The sequence below is a fragment of the Pseudomonas pudica genome (assembly GCF_015680405.1).
In the GTDB taxonomy this organism is placed as follows: Bacteria; Pseudomonadota; Gammaproteobacteria; order Pseudomonadales; family Pseudomonadaceae; genus Aquipseudomonas; species Aquipseudomonas pudica.
Map to the genome: position 1 here is coordinate 151,896 of NZ_JADLJS010000003.1, position 11,957 is coordinate 163,852.

The window sequence follows — 11,957 nt, forward strand, 5'->3', positions numbered from 1 at the left end:
CGCCATTCTTGCTGAGGCCCCACGGACGGGGCCTGCAGCTATTTGGCTTTTTGGATATGGCTAACTGAGATCGGTCATCGGTCGTTCGACGAAGCGGATGCTGTCGCGCCCACCGCGCTTGGACTGGTACAAGGCGACATCCCCCTGCTCGATCAAGGCTGCAAGGCTCGTCGGCGGTTGGTCGAACAGGTTGGCGCCGATGCTCAAGGTGACCGGCTGCGGCGTAGGTACCGTCTTGCTGGCATACTGCTGGAACTGCTCGCGCAGCAGTCCTCCCAGCTCCATGACCCGCTCGCTGCTCGCACCACACAGCAGAATGACGAACTCATCACCACCCAGCCGCGCCGCCAGCGAGCGCTCGGGCAGCACCGCACGAATCATCTCGCTCAGGGCAATCAGCAAGCGGTCCCCCGCAACATGCCCGTGCAGGTCGTTGACCAGTTTGAAATTGTCGATGTCGATCAATAGCAAGGCCCCGGGTTGCGCCGAGTCCACTGCCTTGAAGAAAGGCCCCGCCCGCACCTCCAGTGCACGTCGGTTGTACAGCGCTGTCAACGGGTCACGGGCTGCCAGGCGGGCAATCCGCTCCTCGCGCCGGTAGCGCACGGTGCCAGTCATCGACAAGGCAATCAGCATGATCGCCATCGCACCTTCGACCAACGAAACCTGAATGATCAGCCCGCCGAAGGTGGCCAGGTCAATCAACGTACCCGGTGTGATCGCAATGATCGCCTTGGCCACATAGAACAACCCATGAACCAGCAACACATAGCGCAACTGCACCGCGCCAACACTCAGCGACCTGCCATGCGGCCGCAACAGCCAGCTGGCCTTGAGCGTCAACAGCGCCACCAGCAACGAGTTGACCATCAGCATCACCTTCGACCACTGCGGCCCCACAGGCAACAGCAGCAAGGCGAACCACACCAGCACGACCGATAACCAGATACGCGACAGCCGCTCCTGGGTAAAACGCAACACACCCATCAGGAAGAACCAGTGCGCCACCACCAGCAGGCCGTTGGCGAACCAGATACCGATCAGCAACAAACCGATGCCGCGCAGCAAGGCCAGGGTGGAACCAATCGTGATGGTGGCAAAGCCTGCGCTCCAGAACAGCAGTGACGGCTCGCGGACGCTGCGCCACTCGATCGCCAGGTACAACGCAGCCGCGGCAGCCAGGGCGATCGAGATAGTCAGCATCGTGGGTGGATCAAGCGCCATGAACGGTTTGGCCTATCTGGTTGACGAGGAAAAGGCCCGATTGTATGCGCTCGTGATGACTTTTCAGAGGAGCCTTACACCACCAGCCTGCAAATGATAGCCCAGCCCTGGCCAATACCGTGCGGGCGAAATGTCATATTGACATCAGCCAGTCATTTGCACCACAAAAACTGCTGTCGTTATGACAACACACCAGCGTAACACCCCCATCTGCAAGGGCTGCCCAGCTGGCACGAAAGCTGAACCATTCTCTTCGCCACTACCTGCCTTGCGGAAATAACCATCATGAAAAATATCCTTCTCCCTCTGGCGATGTCCCTGTCCATCGCCCTGCCCGCCTGCGCCGACGAGGTGCTCTCGGAAAGCCCCGACAACACGGTGGGCCATGGCGTCGGGGGCGTCACCGGCCTGATGGTCGGTGCCGCGCTCGGCGGCCCGTTCGGCGCCATCGCAGGTGCAGCCCTGGGTGCATTTGGCGGAGCCGCCGTGCAACAAGGCAGCGGACACAGCGATGCAGCCTACGTGGTACGCCATGACGACGGCAGTACCCAGCGCTATCGCTCGCCCAATGCCCGCTTCAAGCCCGGTGATCAGGTGCAGGTGAGTGGTATTCGCCTGGCCCCGGCGCAGTAAGCCGTTGCCCGGACAAAAAGGCCGCTCCCACAAAAACGCTTGAATTCCCTCAGAGCACCCGTTTGATCAGCGGCTCCAGTCGGCTATAGCGCAGCCGCCGCAGGAACCTGCGCACTTCCTTGGGGTGCTCGGCCTTGACTCCCAATTCCTCTGCCGAGCCGATCTTCGGCGCATGCCGGCGCAACTCGGCCAACTCTGCCTCCCGTGGCCCCAGCCATTGCTCTTGCGGGTCATCGATCAGCAGGCCGTTCTCCAGGTCCAGGTTGAAGCCGCGCGGGTTCAGGTTGTTGCCGGTCAGCAGCGAATAGCGCTGGTCGACCCACACGCCCTTGGCATGGAAGGTATGCCCGGGGTCGTTCCAGATCCGCACCTGCAGCTGGCCGCTTGCAATCGCAGCGTGGCGACGTCGGGTGAAAGCGCGCAGGTTGTCTTCGTACAGGTAGGGCAACGCGCCGCTGGCGCTGAACGGCTCGCCAGGGGCGATATAGAAATCGTTGGCCGTGCGATCACCAACGATCAGCTCCACCCGCACGCCACGCGCCAGGGCATGGTCGAGCTCGCGCATCAGCACCCGGGGTGGGTTGAAGTACGGCGTGCTGATGATGACCTGTGCGCGCGCCGCCGCCAGCAAGGCGCACAGCGCCCGGTTCAGCGGGTTGCCACGGCCCACACCCAACAGCGGAATAACCCGCAGGCCCTGCCCTGCTGCGCTGGCCGGTGCCTCATAGGCCATGCGCCGCAGCCGCGCGCGCAAGCGCCGGATGTCACCGCGCAGGCTGCGGGTAGAGGGTGGCGCCGGCAGGTCGAGGCGCGGTGTGGCGGTGTGGTGCAGCAGGCGTCGCACCAGCCCGACCATCGCATCGGCCAGCTCTGGTGACTGGAACAGGTGGTAGCGGTCCAGGCGGTAACGGTCGAAACGGTGCAGGTACACGTTGTTGAGGCTGGCGCCGGTGTAGATCACGCAGTCGTCGATGATGCTGCCCTTCAGGTGCAACACGCCGAACAGCTCGCGGGTCTGGACCGGTACGCCATGGATGACGATGTCCAGCCCATGGTGCTGGCGCTGTGCCTGGTACCAGGCGGCGTTACCCGGCTGGCGGCCGGCGCCCAGCAGGCCACGGCGGGCACGGAACCAGTCGACCACGATGGTGATTTCCAGCCCTGGCCGCGCGGCCTTGGCCTGGTACAGGGCATCCAGCACTTCCTGGCCAGCCTCGTCTTCCTGCAGGTACAACGCAACGATGACGATACGCCGGGTTGCGGCGCGGATGCGCTCAAGCAGGCAGGCGCGGTAGGCCTTGGCATCGGGCAGCACCTGGATGGACTCTGCCGACATGGCGTAGCCTGGCAATGCCGCCAGCATGGTTTCGGGGTTCACGAACGATTACCTTCTGTGTGCAATCACTGTCGTGCACCAGCTTGCACAGGAAGATTGAAATGGTCCAGCCCCCGGAGAGCATGGGGGCTGCTTCGCAGCCCCCATTTCTGACGAAGCTATTTCAGGTCAAAGCGATCCAGCTCCATCACTTTCTCCCAGGCCGCCACAAAGTCCCGCACGAACTTGTCCCGGCCATCACTGCTGCCGTACACCTCGCTCAACGCCCGCAACTGGGCATGGGAACCGAACACCAGGTCAACCCGGCTACCTGTCCATTTAACCTGCCCGGTCTTGCGGTCCCGTCCTTCGAAGGCTTCGTTATCCGCCGAGGTCGGCTTCCACTCAACGCCCATGTCCAGCAGGTTGCGGAAGAAGTCGTTGCTCAGGGTACCGACCTTGTCGGTGAACACGCCCTGCTGGCTGCCGCCATGGTTGGCACCGAGCACGCGCAGGCCGCCGATCAGCACGGTCATTTCCGGTGCGGTCAGGGTCAACAGCTGGGCCTTGTCCAGCAACAGCTTCTCGGCCTTGACGCTGTAGCGGGCCTTGGTGAAGTTGCGGAAGCCATCGGCCAGCGGTTCCAGCACGGCGAACGACTCGACGTCGGTCTGCGCCTGGGAGGCATCGGTACGCCCCGGGCGGAACGCCACGCTGACGTTGTGCCCGGCGTCCTTGGCAGCCTTTTCCACTGCGGCGGCGCCAGCCAGAACGATCAGGTCGGCCAGGGAGATTTTCTTGCCACCGGCATTGAACTCGGCCTGGATCTTCTCGAGCGCCGCCAGCACTTTGCCCGTGCCTTGGTTAGCCGGCCAGTCCTTCTGCGGCGCCAGGCGCAGGCGGCCACCATTGGCCCCGCCACGCTTGTCCGAACCGCGGAAGGTCGACGCCGCCGCCCAGGCTGTGGCCACCAGCTCGCCAACGCTCAGGCCCGTCGCCAGCACCTTGGCCTTGAGCTCGGCAACGTCCTGCTCGCCTACCAGCGGATGGTCGACTTTTGGCAGCGGGTCTTGCCACAGCAGCTCTTCGTTGGGCATTTCCGGGCCGAGGTAGCGCGCCAATGGGCCCATGTCGCGGTGGATCAGCTTGTACCAGGCGCGGGCGAAGGCGTCTGCCAGCTGGTCAGGGTTGTCCTTGAAGCGGCGGGCGATCGGCTCATAGATCGGGTCGAAGCGCAGTGCCAGGTCGGAGGTGAGCATGGAAGGCGCGTGGCGCTTGGCCGGGTCATGGGCATCCGGCACAGTGCCTGCCCCCTTGCCCTCCTTCGGCCGCCACTGGTGGGCACCGGCCGGGCTCTTGGTCAGTTCCCAGTCGAAGTTGAACAGGTTGTTGAGGTATTCGTTGCTCCATCGGGTGGGGGTCGAGGTCCAGGTCACTTCGAGGCCGCTGGTGATGGTGTCGCCACCTTTGCCGCTGCCGAACTTGTTGGCCCAGCCCAACCCCTGCTGCTCCAGGCCTGCTGCTTCCGGCTCGGGGCCGACGTTGTCGGCAGGGCCGGCACCGTGGGTCTTGCCGAAGGCGTGGCCCCCGGCGATCAGCGCCACGGTTTCTTCATCGTTCATGGCCATGCGGCCGAAGGTGTCACGGATGTCCCTGCCCGAGGCCACCGGGTCGGGGTTGCCGTCCGGGCCTTCCGGGTTCACGTAGATCAGGCCCATCTGCACGGCAGCCAGCGGGTTTTCCAGGTTGCGCTCGCCGGCCAGGTCCCGGCTTTGCTCCTCTGCGTGCTTGGCTGGCTCGGCTACCAGGTCACCCTGGCCTGGCGGCTGGGCCTTGACCTGCTCATTGCCATAACGAATGTCTCCGCCCAGCCAGACCTTTTCCGAGCCCCAGTACACGTCCTCGTCCGGCTCCCAGACATCGGCACGCCCGCCAGAGAAACCGAAGGTCTTGAATCCCATCGATTCGAGGGCGACGTTGCCGGTGAGCACGATCAGGTCGGCCCAGGAAATCTTGTTGCCGTACTTCTGCTTGATCGGCCACAGCAGGCGCCGGGCCTTGTCCAGGCTGACGTTGTCCGGCCAGCTGTTGAGCGGGGCGAAGCGCTGCTGGCCAGAGCCTGCACCACCCCGGCCATCGCCGATGCGGTAGGTGCCGGCGCTGTGCCAGGCCATGCGGATGAACAGCGGGCCGTAGTGGCCGAAGTCGGCGGGCCACCAGTCCTGGGAGTCGGTCATCAAGGCGGTCAGGTCTTGCTTCAGGGCCTGGAAGTCGAGGCTCTTGAACGCCTTGGCATAGTCGAAACCCGGGTCCATCGGGTCGGACTTGGAGGAATGTTGGTGAAGAATTCTCAGGTTGAGCTGGTCAGGCCACCAGTCACGGTTGGTGGTGCCGCCACCTGCGGTTTGATGGAACGGGCATTTCGATTCGTTCGACATCTGCGGGTACCTTTGGGTCGGTTATCCAGATTTCCGGTCATTGCCAGGTGTTCTTTCAGCCGAGCGCGTGGGCTCGTGCAACCCCTCATCAGGTCTACACGGGGCTTGCGAAGCTGTCACGATGGGGTTGGTGCGGTCTTGCACGCAGGTGCTGACACGCCGCCCGCTCGCGGAACTCGCGGGGCCAGGGGAAAGACTAGCCGAGCTTGGACAGAGTTCTAATAGAGTGGCTATTGAGGGGTGATAGGTTGGCTCTGTCAGCTTTCCCATGATGATCCTGTAGGAGCGGGTTTACCCGCGAAGAGGCCGGCACATCCATACAAGGCAATCAGGCTGGCCACATGCTTCAATACACCGCCACCCCCTCTACTCCGGAACCCGCCCACTCATGAACCGCAACGACCTGCGCCGCGTCGACATGAACCTGCTGGTACTGTTCGAAGCCCTGATGATCGAACGCAACCTGACCCGGGTCGGCGAAAAGCTGTTCATCACCCAACCCACCGTCAGCGCCGCCCTCGCCCGCCTGCGCGAGCTGTTCGACGACCCGCTGCTGATCCGCAACGGCCGGGCCATGGAGCCCACCCCACGGGCCATGCAGATCTTCGCCGAGCTGGGGCCGGCCATGGACGTGATTTCCGCCGCCATCAGTCGCGCCCGCGAGTTCGACCCGGTCAACAGCTGCAACGTGTTCCGCCTCGGCCTGTCGGACGATGCCGAGTTCGGCCTGTTCCCGGCCCTGCTGCAGGCCCTGCGCGAAGAGGCCCCGAACATCAGCGTGGTGGTGCGCCGAGCCAACTTCCTGCTGATGCCAGGGCTGTTGGCCAGCGGCGAGATCTCGGTGGGCGTGAGCTACACCACTGACCTGCCGGCCACCGCCAAGCGCCGAAAGCTGCGTAACATCGGCGTGCGGGTGCTGCGCGCCGATGACCGTCCAGGCCCGCTGACCCTCGACGAATACTGCGCCCGCCCACATGTAATGGTGTCGTTCTCCGGCGACATGAGCGGCAATATCGACCTTGACCTGGCACGCATCGGCCGTTGCCGCAAGGTGGTGCTGGCGGTGCCGCAGTTCGGCAGCCTGCGCGCCCTGCTGCGCAACACCGAACTTATCGCCACGGTGCCGGACTACGCCGCCTGCGCCCTGGCCGACGACGGCAGCCTGCGCGCCGACCCGGCGCCGTTCGACATCACCGAGGCTGAACTGTCGATGGTCTGGAGCGGCGCCCAGGACAATGACCCCGCCGAGCGCTGGCTGCGCGAACGCATCCTGCAATTCATGGCCACGCAGTGATTCATCGACCTCATCGATAGCTACCATGAATGCCATCAAGTTCCGCTGCGAACAGCCCGGTTGGAAGATGGCGGCATTCACTGATTGATGAGGCCTCCCATGAAAACCGGCATGATCGCAGCCCTGCTAGCCTTGCTGGCCGCCCTTGGCGGTTGTGCCAGCCCGGCGGCTACCGACACGCAGCCCTACGGGCACTTCTATTCGGCCACGGCCATTTCCAGTGTCATCCTGGGCCCTGGCCAGCGGGTGGCCGTGCTGCTGGGACGTGATGCCGCAGCGACCCTCGAATACCTCGGCAGCCATCGCACCCAGGCCACCGCGCCGGCCCAGGGCCAGCGCGTCCCGGTGGCGCCCCTGCGCAGCGAGAGCCAGGCGTATGACTGGCTGGCGCGGTCACTGGCGCAGCAGTTTGCCGAAGTGACGTTCTATGACGACCTGGACACGCTGCTGGGCGACCACCCGGATGTGATCGTGCTGCTGGACACCGAAAGCCGTTTGGCCAGCGCGGATATCGAAAGCCGGGTGGTAGCTCGCTTTTTCGATGACCAGTTGACCTATATCGGCCGCGCTGAAGGACGGGCCAGCAAGCGCCTGGGCGATGTGGCGCGGGTGGTCGAGGATGAGCGGGCGGTGCAGGCAGATGCGCTGCGGGACTTTGACGATTCGTTGCAGGCGTTGTTGAAGGGTCGCGTTTGAGGGCCTTCCACTGGTCTAGCGCAATGCTTGGGCACAGCTCCTACAGGTCGGTGCTGTAATAACGGCCTTCTACTTACCCCGCTGCATCCACGCCGCCCCCAGCCCACTCAGGCAGATCACCGAGATGCCCACCAGGCTCAAGGTATCCGGCACCTGGCTATAGGCAACCAACCCAAGCAAACCGGCAAACACGATCTGGCAATAACTGAACGGCGCCAGCAACGCCGGTGCCGCATGGCGGAAGGCCTGGGTCAGCAATAGGTGCGCAGTCATGCCAAAGCCACCCAGCGCCAGCATCAGCAGCGCATGGTCCCAACGCGGCATCTCCCAGAAGAACGGCACCAGCGCACTCATCGCCAGGGTGTTGCACAACCCCGCATAGAAGTTGCTGGTGGTCGGGCTGTCGTGCGAAGCCAGGATACGCGTCAACAATTGGTAGAAGCAGAAGCCCAGCGCCGAACCGAACGGATACAGGATGGCCGGGGTGAACATCGCCCCGCCCGGGTGCACCACCACCAGCACGCCGATGAAGCCCATCACCACCGCCACCCATTGCCCCACCGTCACCCGCTCCTTCAGCAGTGGTGCCGACAGTGCGGTGACCAGCACCGGGGCGAGGAAGTTGACCGCCGTGGCTTCGGCCAGCGGCAGGTACTGCAGGCCGGTGGTGAACAGCAGGCTGGTGCTCAGCAGGCTCAGGGCACGTAACGTCTGCAACAGCGGGCGGCGGGTACGCAGCACGTTGAGGCCGGCCTTTGGCAGAAAGATGCCGGCCATCAGCAGCGTATGCACCACATACCGCGCCCACACCACCATGATGATCGGGTACAGGCCGCCGAGGAACTTGGACAGGGCATCGTGGCTGGCGAACAGGAATGTCGCCACCACCACCAGGGCGATGCCGCGCAGGGGTTGGTTGACTCCGGACAGCGGTGTGCTGGAACTCATGGCACTCTCGATGACGGCGCGGCTGGATGCGGCGCCCAGTGAAGGCCGCGCAGGCACAGCCTGGCGGATGCAACAGCTCGGATTCTAGAAGAGATGCCAAAGAATAAGGAAGTTCAATTGCCGCCAGCCAAGGCCGACTGCAGTTTCTGTTCGCTGATCGACCACTTTCCGCCCCGCGCGCATGGCCCGTGCCGTGCTGATCGCCGACCATCCAATGCGAACCCTGCACACCCTACAAGGAATTTACATGCAAAGGCTCACCACCCGAAACGGCCTGGACCTGCCCGCGATCGGTCTGGGCACCTGGCCAATGACCGGCAGCGAGTGCACCCAGGCCGTGCGCCAGGCGCTTGAAGTGGGTTACCGGCATATCGATACCGCCACTGCCTATGAAAACGAGGCCGCCGTCGGCCAGGCCCTGCGCGACAGCGATGTACCGCGCGAGCATATTCACCTGACCACCAAGGTATGGTGGGATCGCCTGGCGCCCAAGGCCATGCGCCAGTCGCTGGAGGACAGCCTGCGCGCGCTGGGTACCGAGCAGGTCGACCTGTTCCACATCCACTGGCCCGCCCAGGACTGGGACCTGGCCCGCAGCATCGAAACCCTGGTGGCCCTGCGTGACGAGGGCAAGGCGCGCAGCATCGGCGTGGCCAACTTCCCGCTGGGGCTGCTGCGCCAGGTGGTGGAAACGCTGGGCGCACCATTGTCGGCGATCCAGGTGGAATACCACGTGCTGCTCGGCCAGCAACCGCTGCTGGACTATGCCCGCCGCCACGACCTGCTGCTCACCGCCTACACCCCGCTGGCCCGTGGGCAGGCGGCGGCGCAGCCGGTGATCCAGGCGATCGCCCGCAAGCATGGCGTGCTGCCCAGCCAGGTGGCGCTGAAGTGGTTGCTGGACCAGGACGGCGTGGCGGTGATCCCCAAGGCCGGCAGCCGCGAGAACCAGCTGGCCAACCTGGCGGCCTCGACCGTGCAACTGGATGACGAGGACCGCGCGGCGATTGCCGGGTTGCCGAAAAACCAGCGGGTGGTGAGCCCGGCGTTTGCGCCGGACTGGAACAGCTGATTGCTGCTCAATATCTGAAAGCTGGCACGATCTCTGTGGGAGCGGCCTTGTGTCGCGAAAGGGCCGCAAAGCGGCCCCGGCAATTTTTGCGGCGAAGCTGAAAATGTTGGGGGCGCTGCGCGCCCCAATCGCGACACAAGGCCGCTCCCACAATGGGCCGCGCAAACCGTTATGCCGGCGTCATGACCTGCTTCAAGCGCTCGTTCGCCGGTGCAGGTCGCCCGTACAGGTAGCCCTGGAAGTGCGAGCAACCCTCCGCCGCCAACCGGCGCATCTGCTCCTCTGACTCCACGCCCTCGGCCGTCGTCTTGATCATCAGGCTGTTGGACAGGTCGGTAATGGCGCGGATGATCGACATCGCCTCGCGGCTGTCGCACATGTCATGCACGAACGACTTGTCGATCTTGATCCGGTCGAACGGGAACGAACGCAGGTAGCCCAGCGAGGAATACCCGGTGCCGAAATCGTCCAGCGAAATGGCCACCCCCAGGTCCTTCAGTGCACGCAGGGTACGCACGTTTTCCTCGCTGTTGCCCAGCAGCACCGACTCGGTGACCTCCAGCTCCAGCCGCTGTGGCGGCAGGCCTGAGTCGGCCAGCGCCAAGGCCACGGTGTGCACCAGGTTGGCATTCTTGAACTGCACCGCCGACAGGTTGACCGAGACCGTCTGCTCGCTGTCCCAGCTGGCCGCCTCCTGGCAGGCCAGGTTCAGCGCCCGGGCGCCCAGTTCATGGATCAGCCCGGTTTCCTCGGCGATGGGGATGAAGTCCATGGGCATGACCATGCCGCGGGTCGGGTGCTCCCAGCGCAGCAGCGCCTCATAGCCGGTAACGCTGCTGGTCTGCTGATCGACCACCGGCTGGTAATGCAACTGCAACTGGCCCAGGTGCAACGCGGTGCGCAGGTCGGTTTCCACCAGGCGGCGCTGGCGGGCGGCGACGTCCAGTTCGACGTTGAAACACTCGTAGCGGTTGCGGCCATTGCGCTTGGCCTCGTACAGCGCCATGTCGGCGTAGCCCAGCAGTTGCTAGGCCTGGTCGCTGTCGTCAGGCGCAATGGCAATACCGATGCTCACCCCCACCGTGAACTGGTGCCCCTCGATCTGGAACGGTGGGCAGACCGCGTTGATCAGGCGCTGCGCAGTGTTGCATGCGGCCTCCCGGCCTTCCAGGCCGGTCAGCACCACGGCAAACTCGTCGCCGCCCAGGCGGGCCAGGGTGTCGTGTTCGCGCAGCTCGCGGCGCAGGCGCTTGCCCAGCGCGCGCAGCAGCTTGTCGCCAAAGGCGTGGCCCAGCGAATCGTTGATGTTCTTGAAGTTGTCCAGGTCCAGGCACAGGGCGGCGGTCAGCTTGGCGTGCTCGCTGTCACGCACCAGCGCCTGGCGCAGGCGTTCGTTGAACAGGGTGCGGTTGGGCAGCCCGGTCAGCGCATCGTGGTGCGCCATGTGGTGGATCTGCGCGTGGGCAGCCAGCTCTTCGGTGGCGTCTTCGGCAACGAACAGCACATAGTCGGCCTGGCCTTCACGGTTCTGGCTGAGCAAGGTGCGGCTGCGCAGGGTGCGTGGGCCGCAGGCTGTGTCGACCCGGGTTTCGGCGGCATGGCCCTTGGTGCTGCGGGCGCCACGGGCCAGTTGCTGTTCCAGGTAGCCGGCAGCACCCGGTGCCAGGCATTCGCCGGGCAGCTGCCCGATCATGCTGCGCTGCGGCCCGCCGAACAGGCGTTCGGCCTGCTGGTTGGCCAGCAGGATGCGCTGGCTTTCCAGGTCCTGGACAATGACGCTGGCGGGGATATTGGCAATCACCGAATCAAGAAACTGCGACAGCTTGGCCATTTCCTGGCTGTACTGCTCGGCCAGTTCCTTGGCCTGCAGCAGTTCCAGCTCTTGCCGGTGGCGCTCGGAAATGTCGCGGGTGACCTTGGCGAAGCCCACCAGTTGCCCGGCATCATCGTAAACCGCGTCGATCACCACATGGGCATGGAAGGTCGTGCCGTCCTTGCGCAGGCGCGAACCGACCTCTTCGAAGCGCCCGGTGCTGCGCGCCTGCTCAAGATTGAGCGCGGGCAGCCCGGCGGCGCGCTCGGCATCGGTGTAGAACAACGAGTAGTGCTGGCCGACGATTTCCTCGGCCAGGTAGCCCTTGGCGCGCTGGGCGCCGGGGTTCCAGTTGGCGACGATCCCTTCGGGGGTGAGCAGGTAGAAGGCATAGTCCACCACACTCTGGATCAACAGCCGGTACATGATGTCGGGGCTTGCGACTAGCGACATGAACTTTACCTGGGCCTTCGAAAGGCGTGAAAAGGATTGGTGGCATTATGCCTCCGATGACGATTTTGTGA

General features: G+C 64.5%; 8 protein-coding genes and 1 pseudogene. 4 read left to right on the forward strand and 5 right to left on the reverse strand.

What is annotated here, in order from left to right; all coding sequences use genetic code 11:
• Positions 1 to 60: 60 nt before the first annotated feature.
• Positions 61 to 1,203 (reverse strand): GGDEF domain-containing protein, encoded by a 1,143-nt coding sequence (locus IRZ77_RS03765; protein WP_196172965.1) that lies wholly within the window; start codon positions 1,201 to 1,203, stop codon positions 61 to 63.
• Between the two features lie 306 nt (positions 1,204 to 1,509).
• Between IRZ77_RS03765 and IRZ77_RS03770 the strand changes: the two genes are divergently transcribed.
• Positions 1,510 to 1,857 (forward strand): hypothetical protein, encoded by a 348-nt coding sequence (locus IRZ77_RS03770; RefSeq protein ID WP_046615242.1) that lies wholly within the window; start codon positions 1,510 to 1,512, stop codon positions 1,855 to 1,857.
• 49 nt (positions 1,858 to 1,906) lie between these two features.
• Here the strand turns inward: IRZ77_RS03770 and pssA are convergent, their stop codons facing one another.
• Together pssA and katG are read right to left on the reverse strand one after the other, a co-directional pair.
• Positions 1,907 to 3,235 carry a CDP-diacylglycerol--serine O-phosphatidyltransferase gene (pssA, locus tag IRZ77_RS03775; RefSeq protein WP_196172968.1) on the reverse strand — a complete coding sequence of 443 codons (1,329 nt, stop codon included), beginning with the start codon at positions 3,233 to 3,235 and terminating at the stop codon, positions 1,907 to 1,909.
• A gap of 116 nt (positions 3,236 to 3,351) precedes the next feature.
• Positions 3,352 to 5,610, reverse strand: coding sequence for a catalase/peroxidase HPI (gene katG / locus IRZ77_RS03780; protein ID WP_196172970.1), 2,259 nt, complete (start codon positions 5,608 to 5,610; stop codon positions 3,352 to 3,354).
• Between the two features lie 388 nt (positions 5,611 to 5,998).
• Here katG and IRZ77_RS03785 point away from each other — a divergent pair, with 388 nt between their 5' ends.
• Positions 5,999 to 6,904: a LysR family transcriptional regulator gene (locus tag IRZ77_RS03785; protein WP_025338767.1), complete on the forward strand. Its 906-nt coding sequence runs from the start codon at positions 5,999 to 6,001 to the stop codon at positions 6,902 to 6,904.
• Positions 6,905 to 7,003: 99 nt separating this feature from the next.
• Positions 7,004 to 7,600, forward strand: a complete 597-nt coding sequence (locus IRZ77_RS03790) for a hypothetical protein (RefSeq protein ID WP_196172972.1) — start codon at positions 7,004 to 7,006, stop codon at positions 7,598 to 7,600.
• Between the two features lie 69 nt (positions 7,601 to 7,669).
• Here IRZ77_RS03790 and IRZ77_RS03795 read toward each other — a convergent pair whose 3' ends face one another.
• Positions 7,670 to 8,548, reverse strand: a complete 879-nt coding sequence (locus IRZ77_RS03795; RefSeq protein ID WP_046615238.1) for a DMT family transporter — start codon at positions 8,546 to 8,548, stop codon at positions 7,670 to 7,672.
• Positions 8,549 to 8,795: 247 nt separating this feature from the next.
• Here IRZ77_RS03795 and IRZ77_RS03800 point away from each other — a divergent pair, with 247 nt between their 5' ends.
• On the forward strand, positions 8,796 to 9,620 hold the full coding sequence (locus IRZ77_RS03800) for an aldo/keto reductase (RefSeq protein ID WP_108480621.1): 825 nt from the start codon (positions 8,796 to 8,798) through the stop codon (positions 9,618 to 9,620).
• A 169-nt stretch (positions 9,621 to 9,789) separates the two neighbouring features.
• On the opposite strand, the pseudogene IRZ77_RS03805 reads toward IRZ77_RS03800, so the two are convergent.
• Positions 9,790 to 11,886, reverse strand: a pseudogene (locus IRZ77_RS03805) (putative bifunctional diguanylate cyclase/phosphodiesterase).
• Positions 11,887 to 11,957: the final 71 nt, after the last annotated feature.

Bases quoted from the DNA above. Each gene is read 5' to 3' on its own strand.
- IRZ77_RS03770 (WP_046615242.1), top strand. From the start codon at position 1,510: ATGAAAAATATCCTTCTCCCTCTGGCGATGTCCCTGTCCATCGCCCTG.
- katG (WP_196172970.1), bottom strand. From the start codon at position 5,610: ATGTCGAACGAATCGAAATGCCCGTTCCATCAAACCGCAGGTGGCGGC.
- IRZ77_RS03785 (WP_025338767.1), top strand. From the start codon at position 5,999: ATGAACCGCAACGACCTGCGCCGCGTCGACATGAACCTGCTGGTACTG.
- IRZ77_RS03800 (WP_108480621.1), top strand. From the start codon at position 8,796: ATGCAAAGGCTCACCACCCGAAACGGCCTGGACCTGCCCGCGATCGGT.
- IRZ77_RS03790 (WP_196172972.1), top strand. From the start codon at position 7,004: ATGAAAACCGGCATGATCGCAGCCCTGCTAGCCTTGCTGGCCGCCCTT.
- IRZ77_RS03795 (WP_046615238.1), bottom strand. From the start codon at position 8,548: ATGAGTTCCAGCACACCGCTGTCCGGAGTCAACCAACCCCTGCGCGGC.
- IRZ77_RS03765 (WP_196172965.1), bottom strand. From the start codon at position 1,203: ATGCTGACTATCTCGATCGCCCTGGCTGCCGCGGCTGCGTTGTACCTG.